The sequence below is a fragment of the Pseudomonas sp. FBCC-B545 genome (assembly GCF_059134095.1).
In genome coordinates, this window is the sequence record NZ_CP101441.1 from 324,392 (window position 1) to 341,787 (window position 17,396).

Sequence of the window (17,396 nt, forward strand, 5' to 3'; positions counted from 1 at the left end):
GCGCTCAATGGCCGTGCCTCTGCCCACTTCAAAACCCTCGCTTCGCTCCCGCTTGTCCATGCGTTGGTATTCCTGGGTGTTTTTGGCCGGTGCGATTCTGTATGGGGTTGCCTGGGCCATGCATTGGGACGATCGCGGTGTGTTGTGGGTGCTGGAGCGCTTTGAGAGCCCGGCCGAACGCCAGGAGAGCGTATGGCTCCCGGATTATCACGCGGTCATCGATGCCAAGTTGCTGCCCGGTATGGAGAAGGATGAGGCTTCGGACCTGTCCTACAACCCCCAGACCAAAACCTTGTTTTCCGTCATGGGCAAGAACCCGTTCCTGGTCGAACTGAGCCTGCAAGGCGATGTGTTGCGCAAGATGCCGCTCAATGGCTGGAACAACCCGGAAGGCCTGACGGTGATGGAAAACGGCCTGATGGCGGTGGTCGATGAGCGTCAGCACAGCCTGACCATTGTCAGGGTCGACGCCGCTACCACCGCGTTGAACAAGGCTGACTTCCCCAGTTATGACCTTGGCCCATCCGCAGACCAGAACAAGGCCTTTGAGGCCATTACCTGGGACAGGCGCAACCAGCAACTCATACTGGGCGAAGAGCGCCCGCCGGCGCTGTTCACCTGGAAAAGCGATGGCAGCCAGCGGCTGGCTGGCAGCAAGGCCAAGCTGGCCAGTAGCGAACTGGACATGCGCAACCTCTCGGCGCTGGAAATCGATTCCCGTACCGGGCACTTATTGGCACTGTCAGCCGACTCCCATTTGTTGCTGGAACTGGACGAGAAAGGCGAGCAAGTCAGCTTCATGACCTTGCTCGGTGGCTTCAATGGCCTGAAAGACACCATCCCCCGCGCCGAAGGGGTGACCATGGACGAGAGCGGCAACCTGTACATGGTCAGTGAGCCAAACCTGTTCTATCGTTTTGAAAAGCGGAAATAACTGACGAATTACGTCAGACTTTTCTTTATAAACGGCATTCGCCAGACAGTCCGGTGCGTTTAAGTTTAAATTCAGGCGACCTTGATATCTATTCGCCAGTTTTTTCTCTGAGCCCGCCCCAATGCGTCGACTTGCCCGTCCCAAACCTGCTTTCTTCATTCTGCTGTTGCTTGCCCTGGTTGCCGCCGGGGTGGTTGCGCAGCAGTTCCGCCTGTTCGAGCGTGCCTGGTTCAACTGGCAGGTGTGGCGCCAGCCCGCCGATGAGCGCGCGATTGGCCTGGCGGACTATCGCGTCATCGTCGAAGGCCAGGTGATCGAAGGGCTCGACGACGACGTCTCAGCCCTGACCTACGACCCGGTGCGCAAAAGCCTGTTTACCGTCACCAATAAAAACGCCGAGCTGGTGGAGCTGTCCCTGGACGGCAAGATCCTGCGGCGCATTCCCCTGGTGGGCTTTGGCGATGCCGAGGCAGTGGAATTTATCAGCGACAACATCTATGTCATCAGCGATGAGCGCCAGCAGCGGCTGATCAAGGTGCACGTGGATGATGACACGCAATTTCTCGACGCTGCCGACGCCGAGCAAATGACCCTCGGCGTACATATTGGCGGCAACAAGGGTTTTGAAGGATTGGCCTACGACTCGGTGGGCAAGCGTCTGTTCGTGGCCAAGGAGCGTGACCCGATGCTGATCTACGAGGTGCACGGCTTTCCCCATTTCAAACCGGAAAAAACCTACTCGGTGCACGTGATCAACAACCCCAAGCGCGATGCCGGGTTGTTTGTGCGCGACCTGTCGAGCCTGCAATACGACGAGCGCAGCGGCCATCTGCTGGCGCTATCGGATGAATCATTCCTGGTGTTGGAGCTGGATATCGACGGTCGCCCTTTAAGCAGTCTGTCGCTGCTTAAAGGGCGCCATGGCCTGAGCAAGCGCGTGCCCCAGGCCGAAGGGATCGCCATGGACGACGACGGCACCTTGTACATGGTCAGCGAGCCGAACCTGTTCTACGTGTTCAAGAAACCCTGATCAGAACATCCATTGCACGCCCAGTGAATAGCCGGTCTGGCTGCCTTCGGCATGCCCCAGGCGGCTATTGACCTCGGCATACACGCCCAATTCTGGGGTGATCGACAATTGGCTGCCGATCTGCGCCCGGCCGAAGCTCTTGTCCACTGAACCGAGCCTGGCGGTGCGCGCTTGGCCATCGGCACGTGCGCTCAGTTGCAGGTCGTCGAGGCGACCGTCGGCCAATTCCTTGACCCAGGCGATGTCGCCATAAGGTAGCAGGCTCAGGCCGTAGGGCAGGGCGACCGCGCCACGCACGCGCCAGCCGAGGCTGGCTTCCAGGGAGTCGAAAGACTGTTCTTCGTACTCCAGGGCCGTGCGCAGGTTCTGTTTTTCGTGGAATTTGTCGATGCGGTAATGGCTGTAGTCCAGGCCGGCGAACGGCCCGCTCTTTAAGGCACCGAAATCAAAGTCATAGCCGCCAAGGACCCGTGCGCCCAATGCCAGAGCGTCGGTCTCGCCGCTCAGTTGCTGATCGAGCAGGATCGGCCCGCCACTGGCCTGGATCACCAGGTTGCGCTTGGATTCGAAGCGCGTGCGGCCGACGCTCAGGTCACCGGCCAGCCAGCTTGGTCCGCCATCGTTGAGCAGCGCATAGACGGCTGCCTGCCAGGTGTCACTGTCCAGTTTGCCGCGATGCTCGAGTTTGTCGCGGCCATTGAGGTAGCTCAGGCTGGCGCCGATATTCAGGCTCGAGGTCAGTTGGTAGTCGCCGAGGGCATGCAGGCCCAGGCGCCGGGCTTCGGGGTTGGGGGCGCTGTCGAAGCCACTGTCCGGGTTGTATTCGCCATCCACGCCGATTTCGCCATCAAAGCTGCCCACCTCCCGGCTGGCAGCCTGCAGGGTCAGCCAGCGGCGATCATGCAAGCGCACCATGGCCTGATGCTGGCGCTGCAGGTTGTCTTGCATATTGCGTGCGACCGCGCCGCCGGACGCCGTTGAGGCCATCAGGTCGGCGTTGGTCAACTCCAGCACCAGGCGGCTGAGCAGGCGTGAATAGTCACGCAGGCGCTGCTCGATGCGCGCTTGGCCGAAGGCATCGGTGAGCACGGCCTTGTTGTCTTCGTTCGGGTCGTGCCAGGTCGAGCCACCGGGGATTTTCGGGTTATCGGTCTGGGTGTAGCCGTCCAGGTCGCCCAGTTCCCAGTTAGTGGCTTCGACATAAAGGATCGGGATGTTCAGCGGTTCAAACGCCTCGCCATCGCTGCAACAGCCGGTACCCTGAGGGTATTGCGGGTCCAGGCCGGGGTTGGTGAACAGCGGGATGTTCAACTCCTTGGCGATCTGGAAGGTGTGCTCGCGCAATGACGCCAAGGCCGGGTTGGCGGTGCTGTTCTGACCGGCGTGGGCGTACATCATGTCGCCGGTGATCAAGCTGTCGAGGTTGATCATCGCCAGCATATTGGCGCGCTGGCTGGTGCTGAGCGAGTCGACAAAGGCGCGGGAGCCGCGTAAGCCCTCTTCTTCGGCGCCGAAGCCGACTATTTGCAGGCCATTTTCCAGTTGCAGGCCGCCGAGGTTTTTGGCTACCTCGGTCAACACGCTGGCACCGGAGCCATTGTCGTCCAGGCCTTGCAGGGTCGGGCGACCAAAATAGGTGTCGAAATGTGCGCCAATCACCACGTACTGCGGCTTGGTGCCGGCGGCGTAGGCAACCACGTTTTGCGAAGCGCGGCTGCCGTTGTTCCAAGTGAAGTCCTGGCGGCTGATGGAATAGGCCGTGCCCATCTGGCTCTGCATCCAATCCGCAGCGCCGGCAAAATTGGCCGTACCGCGATAACGACCGGGGTAGTCATTGATCAGTTTTTCCAGGGTGGTGTTGGCGTGCTGGCCGTAATCGTAGGCTTGGGCTTGCGCGGACAGCAGGGCACCGGCAACGCTGATGGCGAGGGCTAGGGGCTTTATCACAAGGTCTTCCTTGAGGTGATGGGAATGTTCAAAGCCCAGACCCTTTGCACAATGCGCGCCTCATTCCGTGGGCGGCTGCAAATTGGCGCATTGTTAAACGCGTGGGTCGCGTGGCTGTAATTTGTAACGGATTGGATACCAGGCGGGGCAGGGGATGCCGTGACAGAGCGCACGGTTTTGGCGAGGAGTGCTGCGAAAGGTAGCGTTTTTGTTACAGCGAGGGCTCTCAAATGTGGGAGGGGGCTTGCTCCCGATAGCGGAGTGTCAGCTACAGATTAGCTGCCTGACACACTGCCATCGGGAGCAAGCCCCCTCCCACAGTTGTTAAGCCTTGAGGGTTTTCACGCCTTCCGGGGTGCCCAGCAGCAACACATCGGCCGGGCGCGCCGCGAACAGGCCGTTGGTGACCACGCCCACGATTGCGTTGATCTGCGTCTCCAGCTCAACGGGGTTGGTGATCTGCATATTGAACACATCGATGATGATGTTGCCGTTGTCGGTCAACACCCCTTCGCGGTACACCGGGTCGCCGCCCAACTTCACCAGCTCGCGGGCCACATGGCTGCGGGCCATGGGGATGACTTCCACCGGCAACGGGAATGCGCCGAGCACCGGCACCAGTTTGCTGGCATCGGCGATGCAGATGAAGGTCTTGGCTACGGCTGCGACGATCTTTTCGCGGGTCAGGGCTGCGCCGCCGCCCTTGATCAGGTTCAGGTGTTCGTCGCTTTCATCGGCGCCGTCGACGTAGAACTCCAGGTCGCTCACGGTGTTGAGCTCGTACACCGGAATGCCATGGCCTTTAAGACGTGCAGCGGTGGCTTCGGAGCTGGCGACTGCGCCGTCGAACGCGCCCTTGTGTTGGGCCAGTGCGTCGATAAAGCAGTTGGCGGTGGAACCGGTGCCGACACCGACGATGCTCTTGTCGTCGAGCTTAGGAAGGATTAAATCGACAGCGGCCTGGGCCACTGCCTGTTTGAGTTGATCCTGGGTCATGCGGGCTCCGGAACGGGCGGGGAATTATCGAGGGCGGCGAGTATAACCCAACAAAACCTCGGGATTCGTGTGGTCGCCCGGCCAAAAGCCGGGTTAGACTCCCTGGCCCTGCCCAACCCGTGAAGTAGATGCCTGCCGATGCTTGAACACTACGTCAAAAAGATCCTCACCTCGCGCGTTTATGACGTTGCCGTGGAAACTCCCTTGCAGACTGCCCGCCAGCTCTCCGAGCGGCTGGGCAACAAGATTTGGCTCAAGCGCGAAGACTTGCAGCCGGTGTTCTCGTTCAAGATTCGCGGCGCTTATAACAAGCTGACCCAATTAAGCAGCGAAGAACGTGCCCGCGGCGTGGTCACGGCTTCGGCGGGCAACCATGCCCAGGGCCTGGCCCTGGCGGCCAAGGTGTTGGGGGTCAAGGCCACTATCGTGATGCCCAAGACTACCCCGGAGATCAAGGTCGAAGGCGTGCGCTCCCGTGGCGGCAAAGTGGTGTTGCACGGCGATTCTTTCCCGGAAGCGCTGGCCTACTCGCTCAAGCTGGTCGATGAAAAGGGCTACGTCTACATTCACCCCTACGATGATCCGCACACCATTGCCGGGCAGGGCACCGTGGCGATGGAAATCCTGCGCCAGCACCCGGGGCCCCTGGACGCGATTTTCGTACCGGTGGGCGGCGGCGGGCTGATCGCCGGCATCGCCGCGTACGTGAAATACCTGCGCCCGGAGATCAAGATCATTGGCGTCGAGCCGGACGACTCCAACTGCCTGCAAGCCGCCATGGCCGCGGGCGAGCGCGTGGTGTTGCCCACCGTCGGGATCTTCGCCGATGGCGTGGCGGTGGCGCAGATCGGCCAGCACACCTTCGACATCTGCAAGGACTATGTCGATGAAGTGATCACCGTCAGCACCGATGAAATCTGCGCGGCGATCAAGGATATCTACGACGACACTCGCTCTATCACTGAGCCGGCAGGCGCGTTGGGCGTGGCCGGGATCAAAAAGTACGTCGAGACCCGTGGCGTCAGCGGCCAGACCTTCGTTGCCATCGACTCTGGCGCCAACGTCAACTTCGACCGCCTGCGCCACGTGGCCGAGCGTGCGGAGCTGGGCGAAGGCCGCGAAGCGATTATCGCCGTGACCATCCCCGAGCAGCCGGGCAGCTTCAAGGCGTTCTGCGAGGCCGTGGGCAAACGCCAGATCACCGAATTCAACTACCGTTACCACACCGGCAGCGAGGCGCACATCTTCGTCGGCGTACAGACCCACCCCGAAAACGATCCACGCAGCGCGCTGATCGCCAGCCTGACCAGCCAGGGTTTCCCGGTGCTGGACCTGACCGAAAACGAACTGGCCAAGTTGCACATTCGCCATATGGTCGGCGGGCACGCGGCCAAAGTCAGCGACGAGTTGGTGTTTCGCTTCGAATTCCCGGAGCGGCCGGGGGCATTGTTCAACTTTCTTAACAAGTTGGGCGGGCGCTGGAACATCTCGATGTTCCATTACCGCAACCACGGCGCGGCCGACGGCCGAGTAGTTGCCGGGCTGCAAGTGCCGGCGGATGAGCGTCACCTGGTGCCGGCGGCCCTGGCTGAAATCGGTTATCCGTACTGGGATGAAAGCGAAAACCCGGCCTACCAGTTGTTCCTCGGTTGAGCGACTACGCTGACTGAGCGGCCTTTAAAGGAATCGAGACCATGGAAACGCTGACCACCCTCAAGGTTATCCACATCACCGCCACCGTGTTGCTGCTGCTCAGTGGCCTCGGCCTGGCCGTATTGGCCTGGCGTAAGCGCGGCGCGGGCCCTGCTGTTACTGTGCAACGCCCGTGGGCGTTCGTCTGGCTGTTGATGGGCATTTGCCTGATCAGCATGCCGTTCACCGGCTGGTGGCTGGTGCACCTGCTCGGCTGGCCGTTGGGGCAAACCTGGATCCTGGGTTCCAGCATCCTCTACACCGTAGCGGCGCTGGCCTGGTTCTGGCTGGTGGCGCGGCTTAATCGCCTGCGCAAAGGCGAGGGCGGTAGCCTGAATTTCACCCTGGTGCTGGCGGTGGTCAGTCTGGTGGGGTTTGTGGCGATTGCGGGGCTCATGGGCGCCAAGCCGGTTTAGGGCTTTAGACCGCGTCGACTGCATCGGGGGCAAGCCCCCTCCCACATTTTTGACCACATTCTCATGTTGGAACTCGGTCAAGTGTGGGCGGGAGCTTGCCCCCGATAGGGTCATCAGCTACGCAGCGTAATCACCGGCCAACCGCGCTTCTGGGCTTCAGCGCGCAAATTCGGATCCGGATCCACCGCCACCGGATGCGTCACCTGCTCCAGCAACGGCAAGTCATTCATCGAATCGCTATAGAAATAGCTGTCTTCCAGGCTGTACCCGGTCTCCTCCAGCCAACGGTTCAGGCGCGTTACCTTGCCTTCGCGAAAGCACGGCACATCGGTACTGCGCCCGGTATAGCGGCCGTCCAGCATTTCGCATTCGGTGGCGATCAGGGACTCGACGCCCAGCCGTGCGGCAATTGGCGCAGTGACGAAACGGTTGGTGGCGGTGATGATTACCAGCTTGTCGCCCGCGGCGCGGTGTTTGGCCAGCAGTTCCACCGCCTTGGGCAGCATGATCGGCTCGATGCAGTCGCGCATATAGTCGTTGTGCCATTCGTCCAACTGGGCCATTTCGGTGCGGCCGAGGATTTCCAGGCAAAAGTTCAGGTAGGCGGCATTATCCAGCGTGCCGGCCAGGTAGTCCTGGTAGAACGCATCGTTGCGGGCCTTGTAGGCGATCGGGTCGAGAAACCCGCGCTCACACAGGTAATCACCCCAGGCGTGATCGCTGTCACCACCCAGGAGCGTGTTGTCCAAGTCGAATAAAGCCAGGCGCATTGCAATTACTCGCTGAAAAGTCTGTAAAAAGGCGTCCAGAATACGGTCTTTTCACAAGAGTGCACATAAGGTAAGAAGCCTCGTTGCCGCTGGAACAACCTTTGTGGAACAATGCGGCGACATGCGTTTGCGAGGTTGTTGCCGTGATCGACCCCGATGGTTTCCGTCCTAATGTCGGGATTATTCTTACGAATGATGCCGGACAGGTGCTATGGGCTCGCCGAATCAACCAAGATGCCTGGCAGTTTCCTCAAGGTGGAATCAACCCCGACGAAACCCCTGAAGACGCCTTGTACCGTGAGTTGAACGAAGAAGTCGGCCTTGAGCGTGAAGATGTACAGATTCTGGCCTGTACCCGTGGCTGGTTGCGTTATCGTTTGCCGCAACGCCTGGTGCGTACCCACAGCCAACCGCTGTGCATCGGCCAGAAGCAAAAATGGTTTCTTCTGCGCCTGATCTCCAATGAGCAGCGGGTGCGGATGGATTTGACCGGTAAACCGGAGTTCGATGGCTGGCGCTGGGTCAGCTATTGGTACCCGTTGGGCCAGGTGGTGACATTCAAGCGCGAGGTTTATCGTCGCGCTCTCAAAGAGCTTGCCCCGCGCCTTTTAGCGCGCGACTGACGACGGAGTTCGACCCCGAGCCATGCTCAATACGCTGCGCAAGATCGTCCAGGAAGTTAACTCCGCCAAGGATCTCAAGGCGGCGTTGGGGATTATTGTGTTGCGCGTCAAGGAAGCCATGGGCAGCCAGGTCTGCTCGGTTTACCTGCTGGACCCAGAGACCAACCGTTTTGTGCTGATGGCCACGGAGGGCTTGAACAAGCGCTCCATCGGCAAGGTCAGCATGGCGCCCAATGAAGGTCTGGTGGGCCTGGTGGGGACGCGTGAAGAACCCCTGAACCTCGAACATGCGGCCGACCACCCGCGTTATCGCTACTTTGCCGAAACCGGCGAAGAGCGCTACGCCTCGTTCCTCGGCGCGCCGATCATCCACCACCGCCGCGTAGTCGGCGTGTTGGTCATCCAGCAAAAAGAACGCCGCCAGTTCGACGAAGGTGAAGAAGCCTTCCTCGTGACCATGAGCGCGCAACTCGCCGGGGTTATCGCCCACGCCGAGGCCACCGGTTCGATTCGCGGCCTGGGGCGCCAGGGCAAGGGCATCCAGGAAGCCAAGTTCGTCGGCGTACCGGGCTCGCCTGGGGCTGCGGTGGGCAAGGCGGTGGTCATGCTGCCGCCGGCCGACCTCGACGTGGTGCCGGACAAGAGCGTCGATGACATCGACGCTGAAATCAAACTGTTCAAAACTGCCCTCGAAGGCGTGCGCGCCGACATGCGCAACCTGTCGAACAAGCTGGCCACCCAGCTGCGCCCCGAAGAGCGTGCGCTGTTCGACGTGTACCAGATGATGCTCGACGACGCGTCCCTGGGTAACGAAGTCAAGACCGTGATCAAGACCGGCCAGTGGGCCCAGGGCGCGTTGCGCCAGGTGGTCACCGACCACGTCAACCGCTTCGAAATGATGGACGACGCCTACCTGCGCGAGCGGGCTTCGGATGTGCGCGACCTCGGCCGCCGTTTGTTGGCATACCTGCAGGAAGACCGCAGCACCAACATGGTCTTCCCCGACAACACCATCCTGGTCAGTGAAGAATTGACGGCCACCCAGCTCGGTGAAGTGCCTGAGGGCAAGCTGGTGGGCCTGGTCTCGGTACTGGGCTCGGGTAACTCCCACGTCGCGATCCTGGCCCGGGCCATGGGCATTCCGACGGTGATGGGCCTGGTGGACCTGCCGTATTCCAAGGTCGACGGCATCGACATGATCGTCGACGGGCATCGCGGTGAGGTGTTTACCAACCCCAGCGATGTGCTGCGCAAGCAATACGCCGAAGTGGTGGAAGAAGAGAAGCAACTGGCACAGGGCCTCGACTCGTTGCGCGAGCTGCCGTGCGTCACCCTCGACGGCCACCGTGTACCGCTGCTGGTCAACACCGGCCTGCTGGCGGATGTAGCACGTGCCCAGCAACGTGGCGCCGAAGGAGTAGGGCTGTATCGCACCGAAGTGCCGTTCATGATCAACCAGCGTTTTCCGAGTGAGAAGGAGCAGCTGGCGATTTATCGCGAGCAACTTCAGGCCTTCCACCCGCTGCCGGTGACGATGCGCAGCCTGGACATTGGCGGCGACAAGTCACTGTCGTATTTCCCGATCAAGGAAGACAACCCCTTCCTTGGCTGGCGTGGCATCCGCGTCACCCTCGACCATCCTGAAATCTTCCTCGTCCAGACCCGCGCCATGCTCAAGGCCAGCGAGGGTTTGAACAACCTGCGTATCCTGCTGCCGATGATCTCCGGCACCCATGAGCTGGAAGAGGCCCTGCACCTGATCCACCGGGCCTGGGGCGAAGTGCGTGATGAAGGCGCCGACGTGCCGATGCCGCCGATTGGCGTGATGATCGAGATCCCCGCGGCGGTGTACCAGGCCAAGGAGCTGGCGCGGCAGGTGGACTTCCTCTCGGTGGGCTCCAACGACCTGACCCAGTACCTGCTGGCCGTGGACCGTAACAACCCACGGGTGGCCGACCTCTACGACTACCTGCACCCGGCGGTGCTGCAAGCTCTGCAACACGTGGTGCGCGACGCCCATGCCGAGGGCAAGCCGGTGAGCATCTGCGGCGAGATGGCCGGCGATCCGGCGGCGGCGGTGCTGTTGATGGCAATGGGCTTTGACAGCCTGTCGATGAACGCCACCAACTTGCCGAAAGTGAAGTGGATGCTGCGCCAGGTTGAATTGGGCATGGCCAAGGATTTACTCGCCGAGTTGATGACCATCGACAATCCGCAAGTTATCCACAGCTCGCTGCAATTGGCGCTGAAGAACCTGGGGCTGACCCGGATGATCAACCCGGCTTCGGCGAAAACTCTCTAAAGGCTGGCACTGAACAAAATGTGGGAGGGGGCTCGCTCCCGATTGCAGGGTGTCAGCCAGAATATCTGGTACTGACCCACCGCTATCGGGAGCAAGCCCCCTCCCACATTGGTTTGTAGTGTAGTTAGAAATTGAGTTCGACTTCGCCGAGCCGTCCGCCGTGCGGCCCAAAACTACGCTCCACCATCTTTCGCCTTCCATCGGCATTCACAATCAGCGCCGTACTCGCCCGTGTCCCATAACTGGGGCTGGCGATAAACACACTCGACAGCAGACTCTCAGTAGCCAACCCCACACCGGTATCGGGGAGGTCAGCAAATGGCGCCGTCTGCGGATCGCTCAGAATCTCCAGTAACGCCTCCGGCTGCGGATTCTCCAGCACTGCGCTCAACGCCGCCTTGGCCTTGACCAGCTTCGGCCACGGCGTATCCAGCCCGGCATTGGATAGCCCATAGATCCCCGGCGCCAGCAATGTGGGCTGGGTGTCATTGGCGTTGTAATGCCACAGCTCATCCCGCGTGCCAACCAACAGGTTAAACCCGGCATATTCAATCGAGCGTCCGTTAACGTCGGCTAAATAATCGTCAATGGGCAGCGAACCGCTGAGAAAACGCGCAACCAATTCACCACGGGACTTGCGCGCCGGTGGCTGGTGCGGGTCGCGAATATTGGTCAACGCAGCAAAGCGCCCATCAGCGTTGACTCCAAGCCAGGTGCCACCGGCTTCCTGATCGCGGCCGGCATAGATCTGTGGCGCATCCGGCCATTGGGCCAGCGGCAGGCTGGGGCGGGCGTAGAACTCATCGCGGTTGGCCGCGACGATCAGCGGTTGGGCATGGCCCGGTCGCCAGGCGAAAACAATCAGGCACATTGGGAGATCCCTTGTGTGTTTTTCTCAACTCTACCCACAGAACCGCGAGCGTTCCATCGCAACGAAGTTGGGCCGCGCACCTTCCATCCGTTAACATGCCGGGCTGTTTGGTGTGTATGTGAACTTCTTAATTTGATATCGGCGCTGTAACGCAGGCTTAATCGCACCTCGGCATGGTCCGGTGCGTCATGACTAAATGTTTTAACGAGGAGTCGCAATGCTGCCTTACCCGCAGATCGACCCGGTGGCCCTGGCCATCGGTCCGCTGAAAATCCACTGGTACGGGCTGATGTACCTGATCGGCATCGGCGGTGCCTGGCTGCTGGCTTCCCGGCGCCTGAACCGGTTCGACCCGACCTGGACCAAGGAGAAGCTCTCCGACATGGTGTTCTGGATGTCGATGGGGGTGATCGTCGGCGGACGCCTGGGGTATGTGCTGTTCTACGATTTGTCGGCCTATATCGCCAATCCGACGCTGATCTTCGAAGTGTGGAAAGGTGGCATGGCCTTCCATGGCGGGTTTATCGGCGTGATGATCGCCGCCTGGTGGTTCGGTCGCCGTAATGGCAAGTCGTTCTTCCAGCTGATGGACTTCGTCGCACCGTTTGTGCCGATCGGCCTGGGCGCCGGGCGCATCGGTAACTTCATCAACGCCGAGTTGTGGGGCAAGCCGACCGATGTGCCGTGGGCCATGGTATTCCCGCCGTTCAGCGACCCGGCGCAACTGCCGCGCCACCCGTCGCAGCTCTACCAGTTCGCGTTGGAAGGTGTGGCACTGTTCCTTATCCTTTACATTTTCTCGCGCAAGCCACGCCCGACCATGGCTGTGTCGGGCATGTTCGCGCTGTTCTACGGGATCTTCCGCTTTATCGTCGAATTCGTACGGGTACCGGATGCGCAGTTGGGTTACCTGGCGTGGGGCTGGCTGACCATGGGTCAGGTCCTCAGCCTGCCGATGATCCTCGCGGGCCTGGGCATGCTCTGGTGGGCGTACAATCGCCCGCAGTCGCTGAAGAACGCCGCGCTTTAATTCGAATGCCGCGGCCCTTGCTTGAAGGGCCGCGGCTTCAACGATACGGGTAACCACATGAAGCAATATCTCGAACTGCTGCACGACGTCGTGACCAATGGCCTGACCAAGGGCGACCGCACCGGCACCGGCACCAAGGCCGTGTTCGCCCGTCAGTATCGGCATAACCTGGCTGACGGCTTCCCGCTGCTGACCACCAAGAAGCTTCACTTCAAAAGCATTGCCAACGAGCTGATCTGGATGTTGAGCGGCAACACCAACATCAAATGGCTGAACGAAAACGGCGTGCGTATCTGGGACGAATGGGCCACCGAGGACGGTGACCTGGGCCCTGTGTATGGCGAGCAGTGGACCGCCTGGCCGACCAAGGACGGCGGCACGATCAACCAGATCGACTACATGGTGCACACGCTCAAGACCAACCCCAACAGCCGCCGCATCCTGTTCCACGGCTGGAACGTCGAATACCTGCCGGACGAAACCAAGAGCCCCCAGGAAAACGCGCGCAACGGCAAGCAAGCCCTGCCGCCGTGTCACCTGCTGTACCAGGCGTTCGTGCATGACGGTCATCTGTCGATGCAGCTGTATATCCGCAGCTCCGACGTGTTCCTGGGCCTGCCATACAACACCGCCGCGCTGGCGTTGCTGACCCACATGCTGGCCCAGCAGTGCGACCTGATCCCCCACGAGATCATCGTCACCACCGGCGACACCCACGCCTACAGTAACCACATGGAACAGATCCGGACCCAGTTGGCGCGCACGCCGAAAAAACTGCCGGAACTGGTGATCAAGCGTAAACCTGCCTCGATCTACGACTACAAATTCGAAGACTTCGAGATCGTGGGCTATGACGCGGATCCAAGCATCAAGGCAGACGTGGCTATTTAAAGCCTGCCTCGGTCAGAACTGTGGGAGGGGGCTTGCTCCCGATGGCGGTGTATCAGCCACTGCTATCGGGAGCAAGCCCCCTCCCACATTTTAATCGTGTTCACTTAGGTTCAATGGCCGTGGCTTCTGCCCACATGCGAAGGCTCGGCCTCGCTGGCCGCAATCCCTCCGCTGACTTCCAGCTGCTGCAGAATCCCGCACTGTTCCCCACCGCCGCAACGTTGGCGCAGGTCCAGCAATTGCTCCTGCAAGGCCAGCAACCCATCGATCCGCGCTTTCACGTGGTGGATATGCTCGTCGATCAACGCATTCACGCTTTCGCACTGGTCCTGGGGACTGTCGCGCAGCCCCAGCAGGCTGCGAATTTCTTCGAGGGTCATGTCGAGGCTGCGGCAATTGCGGATAAAGGTGAGCCGCTCGGTGTGTGCCTGGGTATAGACCCGGTAGTTGCCCTCGGTGCGCGCCGGCGGCGGCAGCAGGTTTTCCTTCTCGTAATAACGGATGGTTTCCACCGGGCAGTCGGTGAGTTTGGCCAGTTCGCCGATCTTCATCGCAGCAATCTCCACATGGGTGCTTGACCCTATAGTGGCTACAGGGTCTTTACTTGGCAACAGGCACCTTTACGGACGCAACCTGATGAGCCACTCCATTCACACCCCGCACAAGCACGATCACGATCACGACCATGCTCATGACCATAAGCACGACCACGGTCACGATCACAACCATGATCATGGCCCCGCAAAGCTGACGCCTGTGGATAACCACGGCCACGCGGGCTCATGCTGCTCCGGCGCTGCCGGGCCTGCCGTGGTGACCCTGAGCGAAGCGCCCACCGCCGGCTCGCGGCTGAGCACCTTCCGCATCGAAGCCATGGACTGCCCCACCGAGCAGACGCTGATCCAGAACAAACTGGGCAAGCTCGCCGGTGTGCAGCAGCTGGAATTCAATCTGATCAACCGCATCCTCGGCGTCACCCATGACCTGCCGAGCACAGCGCCGATCATTGATGCGATCAAGTCCATCGGCATGCAGGCCGACCCTATCGAAGAAGGCAGCCCTGCCGCCGCACCGCCCGCCAAGAAACATTGGTGGCCATTGGCGGTATCTGGTGTGGGTGCCTTGGGCGCCGAAGTGCTGCATTTCACCGGTGTAGCCCCGACCTGGGTGATCGCGCTGGTGGCGCTGGTGTCGATCCTCAGCGGCGGCCTCACCACCTACAAAAAGGGCTGGATTGCCCTGAAAAACCTCAACCTGAACATCAACGCGCTGATGAGCATCGCGGTGACCGGCGCCATCCTGATTGGCCAGTGGCCGGAAGCGGCGATGGTGATGTTCCTGTTCACCGTGGCCGAGTTGATCGAGGCCAAGTCCCTGGACCGGGCGCGCAATGCCATCAGCGGCCTGATGCAGATGACGCCGGAACAGGCCACGGTAAAACAGGCCGACGGCTCATGGATGGAACAAGAGGTTAAAAGTATTGAGCTTGGTGCGATCGTTCGGGTAAAGCCCGGCGAGCGTATCGGCCTGGACGGCGAGGTCACTGCCGGTCAATCCACCATCGATCAGGCACCGATCACCGGGGAAAGCCTGCCGATTGAAAAGACCATCGGCGATAAAGTCTTCGCCGGCACCATCAACCAGGCCGGTTCCCTGGAGTACCAAGTCACTGCGGCGGCCAACAACTCGACCCTGGCGCGGATCATCCACGCGGTAGAGCAGGCCCAAGGCGCACGGGCGCCGACCCAGCGGTTTGTTGATAGTTTCTCGAAGGTCTACACCCCGGCAGTTTTCCTGTTTGCCCTGGGCGTGGCGGTGATTCCGCCGTTGTTCATGGCTGGCGTGTGGTTTGACTGGATCTACCGCGCCCTGGTGCTGCTGGTGGTGGCATGCCCCTGCGCATTGGTGATCTCCACGCCGGTAACCATCGTCAGCGGCCTGGCCGCGGCGGCGCGCAAAGGCATCCTGATCAAGGGCGGCGTGTACCTGGAAGGGGGCTACAAACTCGACTACCTGGCCCTCGACAAGACCGGCACCATTACCCATGGCAAGCCGGTGCAAACCGATTACCTGCCGCTGTTCCCCAACCTCGAAGACAGCGCTCCGGCGCTGGCCGCCAGTTTGGCCGGGCGTTCCGACCACCCGGTGTCCCTGGCGATAGCCAATGCGGCGGTGGATAAAAACCTGACGATTCATGCTGTGGCTAACTTCGAGGCCCTGGCCGGGCGCGGCGTGCGCGGAGATATCAACGGCCAGACCTATCACCTGGGTAACCACCGTCTGGTGGAAGACCTCGGCCTGTGCTCCCCGGCCCTGGAAGAAAAACTCTTCGCCCTGGAAAAACAAGGCAAGTCCGTGGTGCTGCTGCTGGACAAATCCGGCCCGCTGGCGCTGTTTGCCGTGGCCGACACCGTCAAGGACAGCAGTCGCGAAGCTATCCAGCAACTGCATGACTTGGGCATCAAGACCCTGATGCTCACCGGTGACAACACTCACACCGCCCAGGCGATTGCCAGTCAGGTCGGCATCGACCAGGCCCAGGGCGACTTGCTGCCCACCGACAAGCTGCAAGCTATCGAAACCCTTTACGGTCAAGGCCATCGGGTGGGCATGGTCGGCGACGGTATCAACGACGCCCCGGCCCTGGCGCGGGCCGAGATCGGCTTTGCCATGGCCGCGGCGGGCACTGACACGGCCATCGAGACCGCTGACGTAGCGCTGATGGACGACGATTTGCGCAAGATTCCGGCTTTCATTCGGTTGTCGCGGCAAACGTCGAGTATCCTCAAGCAGAACATCGCCCTGGCGCTGGTGATCAAGGCGATCTTCCTGGCGGTGACATTCATGGGCATGGCGACCATGTGGATGGCGGTCTTCGCCGATATGGGCGTAAGCCTGCTGGTGGTATTCAACGGCCTGCGCCTGTTGCGCAAATAGAGGATGAGAGGGTGGTGTGCTGAGTGCTGAGTTAAAGGCGTTTTTCATGGTCGCCCGCCTGGGCAGCATCACCCAGGCGGCGAAAAAACTCGGCCTGAGCCAGCCCACAGTGACTACCCAGATTCGTAACCTGGAAAGCCAGTACGGCGTTGAGCTGTTCTATCGCGGCGGCCGTCGCCTCACCGTCAGTGACGAAGGTGCGCGGCTGCTGCCGATGGTCAAGACGCTGTTGCAGCAGGAAGCGGATATCGAGTTTTTCCTGCGCAACAACGGCCAGGTCCAGGGCGCACTGCGTATTGCCGCGACGGCACCGTATTACATTCTCGATCTGGTCAAAGCCTTTCGCGAGCGCCTGCCGCAAGTGGAGGTATCGGTGGAAATCGGCAACTCCCAGCAGGTGCTCGAAGCGTTGGATGATTACCGCGTCGATGTCGCCGCGTCTTCGCAATTGCTGGAAGACCCGCGCCTGATCCGCCGCGTGCTGGGCACCGACCCGCTCGTGCTGGCGGTGCATCGCAATCATCCGTTGGCCAAGCTCGATCATGTGCCGTTGAGCGCACTGGCCGGGCATACGCTGCTGATGCGTGAGGCGGGCTCCACCACCCGTCGGCTGACCGAAGAGATGTTGCAGGGCTCCGGCGTGGGTTATGGGCCTTTGCTGGAGATTGGCAGCCGTGAGTCGATCCGTGAGGCGGTGCTGCGCAATATCGGCATCAGCATCATTGCCCGCCAGGAAGTGCCCCATGACCCGCAGTTGCGGGTGCTGACCATCGAGAATGCGCCGCAGATTCCGGAGTATCTGTATTGCCTCAAAGAGCGTAAAGGTGCACGGCTGCCGGCGGCATTCCTTGGCCTGGCTCAGGAAATGTCGCCAATTTAAGTTCTGTGGCTGGCTTGAGGGCCAATCGGGAGCAAGCCCCCTCCCACATTTTGACCGCATTCTCATGTTGGAACCCG

15 protein-coding genes are annotated in these 17,396 nt (G+C 60.8%); 10 read left to right on the plus strand and 5 right to left on the minus strand.

Annotated elements, in window-relative coordinates; genetic code table 11:
• The first annotated feature begins 7 nt into the window (after window positions 1-7).
• Together NMB39_RS01500 and NMB39_RS01505 are read left to right on the plus strand one after the other, a co-directional pair.
• Entirely contained in the window at window positions 8-934 is a 927-nt protein-coding gene (locus NMB39_RS01500; RefSeq protein WP_057022792.1) for an SdiA-regulated domain-containing protein, read from the plus strand.
• 121 nt (window positions 935-1,055) lie between these two features.
• Window positions 1,056-1,964, plus strand: coding sequence for an SdiA-regulated domain-containing protein (locus NMB39_RS01505; RefSeq protein WP_043046998.1), 909 nt, complete (start codon window positions 1,056-1,058; stop codon window positions 1,962-1,964).
• On the opposite strand, the gene NMB39_RS01510 is transcribed toward NMB39_RS01505, so the two are convergent.
• Complete coding sequence (locus NMB39_RS01510) at window positions 1,965-3,911, minus strand: autotransporter domain-containing protein (protein ID WP_306956641.1); 1,947 nt, start codon at window positions 3,909-3,911, stop codon at window positions 1,965-1,967.
• Between the two features lie 324 nt (window positions 3,912-4,235).
• Entirely contained in the window at window positions 4,236-4,907 is a 672-nt protein-coding gene (rpiA, locus tag NMB39_RS01515; RefSeq protein ID WP_032878877.1) for a ribose-5-phosphate isomerase RpiA, read from the minus strand.
• A 138-nt stretch (window positions 4,908-5,045) separates the two neighbouring features.
• Between rpiA and ilvA the strand changes: the two genes are divergently transcribed.
• Entirely contained in the window at window positions 5,046-6,560 is a 1,515-nt protein-coding gene (gene ilvA, locus NMB39_RS01520; RefSeq protein ID WP_046069981.1) for a threonine ammonia-lyase, biosynthetic, read from the plus strand.
• Between the two features lie 41 nt (window positions 6,561-6,601).
• The gene (locus NMB39_RS01525) at window positions 6,602-7,015 is read left to right on the plus strand and encodes a DUF2269 family protein (RefSeq protein ID WP_494339676.1); all 414 of its coding nucleotides are present in this window, start codon (window positions 6,602-6,604) and stop codon (window positions 7,013-7,015) included.
• Between the two features lie 113 nt (window positions 7,016-7,128).
• On the opposite strand, the gene NMB39_RS01530 is transcribed toward NMB39_RS01525, so the two are convergent.
• The gene (locus tag NMB39_RS01530; protein ID WP_306956638.1) at window positions 7,129-7,785 is read right to left on the minus strand and encodes a histidinol-phosphatase; all 657 of its coding nucleotides are present in this window, start codon (window positions 7,783-7,785) and stop codon (window positions 7,129-7,131) included.
• Window positions 7,786-7,928: 143 nt separating this feature from the next.
• Between NMB39_RS01530 and NMB39_RS01535 the strand changes: the two genes are divergently transcribed.
• The gene (locus tag NMB39_RS01535) at window positions 7,929-8,408 is read left to right on the plus strand and encodes an RNA pyrophosphohydrolase (RefSeq protein WP_003176750.1); all 480 of its coding nucleotides are present in this window, start codon (window positions 7,929-7,931) and stop codon (window positions 8,406-8,408) included.
• A 22-nt stretch (window positions 8,409-8,430) separates the two neighbouring features.
• Window positions 8,431-10,710, plus strand: a complete 2,280-nt coding sequence (gene ptsP, locus NMB39_RS01540) for a phosphoenolpyruvate--protein phosphotransferase (RefSeq protein ID WP_046069979.1) — start codon at window positions 8,431-8,433, stop codon at window positions 10,708-10,710.
• A gap of 124 nt (window positions 10,711-10,834) precedes the next feature.
• Here the strand turns inward: ptsP and NMB39_RS01545 are convergent, their stop codons facing one another.
• On the minus strand, window positions 10,835-11,581 hold the full coding sequence (locus tag NMB39_RS01545) for an NRDE family protein (RefSeq protein ID WP_494339675.1): 747 nt from the start codon (window positions 11,579-11,581) through the stop codon (window positions 10,835-10,837).
• A 217-nt stretch (window positions 11,582-11,798) separates the two neighbouring features.
• On the opposite strand from NMB39_RS01545, the gene lgt reads away from it, so the two are divergent.
• Together lgt and NMB39_RS01555 are read left to right on the plus strand one after the other, a co-directional pair.
• Window positions 11,799-12,611 carry a prolipoprotein diacylglyceryl transferase gene (gene lgt, locus NMB39_RS01550; RefSeq protein ID WP_057022798.1) on the plus strand — a complete coding sequence of 271 codons (813 nt, stop codon included), beginning with the start codon at window positions 11,799-11,801 and terminating at the stop codon, window positions 12,609-12,611.
• Between the two features lie 57 nt (window positions 12,612-12,668).
• Window positions 12,669-13,502, plus strand: coding sequence for a thymidylate synthase (locus NMB39_RS01555; RefSeq protein ID WP_057022799.1), 834 nt, complete (start codon window positions 12,669-12,671; stop codon window positions 13,500-13,502).
• Window positions 13,503-13,612: 110 nt separating this feature from the next.
• Here NMB39_RS01555 and cadR read toward each other — a convergent pair whose 3' ends face one another.
• Window positions 13,613-14,053: a Cd(II)/Pb(II)-responsive transcriptional regulator gene (gene cadR / locus NMB39_RS01560; protein WP_057022800.1), complete on the minus strand. Its 441-nt coding sequence runs from the start codon at window positions 14,051-14,053 to the stop codon at window positions 13,613-13,615.
• An 85-nt stretch (window positions 14,054-14,138) separates the two neighbouring features.
• Here cadR and NMB39_RS01565 point away from each other — a divergent pair, with 85 nt between their 5' ends.
• Together NMB39_RS01565 and NMB39_RS01570 are read left to right on the plus strand one after the other, a co-directional pair.
• Window positions 14,139-16,439, plus strand: a complete 2,301-nt coding sequence (locus tag NMB39_RS01565) for a heavy metal translocating P-type ATPase (RefSeq protein WP_057022801.1) — start codon at window positions 14,139-14,141, stop codon at window positions 16,437-16,439.
• A 16-nt stretch (window positions 16,440-16,455) separates the two neighbouring features.
• Window positions 16,456-17,319, plus strand: a complete 864-nt coding sequence (locus NMB39_RS01570; protein ID WP_367235641.1) for a LysR family transcriptional regulator — start codon at window positions 16,456-16,458, stop codon at window positions 17,317-17,319.
• The last annotated feature ends 77 nt before the right edge of the window (window positions 17,320-17,396 follow it).

Bases quoted from the DNA above. Each gene is read 5' to 3' on its own strand.
- NMB39_RS01500 (WP_057022792.1), top strand. From the start codon at position 8: ATGGCCGTGCCTCTGCCCACTTCAAAACCCTCGCTTCGCTCCCGCTTG.
- NMB39_RS01505 (WP_043046998.1), top strand. From the start codon at position 1,056: ATGCGTCGACTTGCCCGTCCCAAACCTGCTTTCTTCATTCTGCTGTTG.
- rpiA (WP_032878877.1), bottom strand. From the start codon at position 4,907: ATGACCCAGGATCAACTCAAACAGGCAGTGGCCCAGGCCGCTGTCGAT.
- ilvA (WP_046069981.1), top strand. From the start codon at position 5,046: ATGCTTGAACACTACGTCAAAAAGATCCTCACCTCGCGCGTTTATGAC.
- NMB39_RS01525 (WP_494339676.1), top strand. From the start codon at position 6,602: ATGGAAACGCTGACCACCCTCAAGGTTATCCACATCACCGCCACCGTG.
- NMB39_RS01530 (WP_306956638.1), bottom strand. From the start codon at position 7,785: ATGCGCCTGGCTTTATTCGACTTGGACAACACGCTCCTGGGTGGTGAC.
- ptsP (WP_046069979.1), top strand. From the start codon at position 8,431: ATGCTCAATACGCTGCGCAAGATCGTCCAGGAAGTTAACTCCGCCAAG.
- NMB39_RS01545 (WP_494339675.1), bottom strand. From the start codon at position 11,581: ATGTGCCTGATTGTTTTCGCCTGGCGACCGGGCCATGCCCAACCGCTG.
- lgt (WP_057022798.1), top strand. From the start codon at position 11,799: ATGCTGCCTTACCCGCAGATCGACCCGGTGGCCCTGGCCATCGGTCCG.
- NMB39_RS01555 (WP_057022799.1), top strand. From the start codon at position 12,669: ATGAAGCAATATCTCGAACTGCTGCACGACGTCGTGACCAATGGCCTG.
- cadR (WP_057022800.1), bottom strand. From the start codon at position 14,053: ATGAAGATCGGCGAACTGGCCAAACTCACCGACTGCCCGGTGGAAACC.
- NMB39_RS01565 (WP_057022801.1), top strand. From the start codon at position 14,139: ATGAGCCACTCCATTCACACCCCGCACAAGCACGATCACGATCACGAC.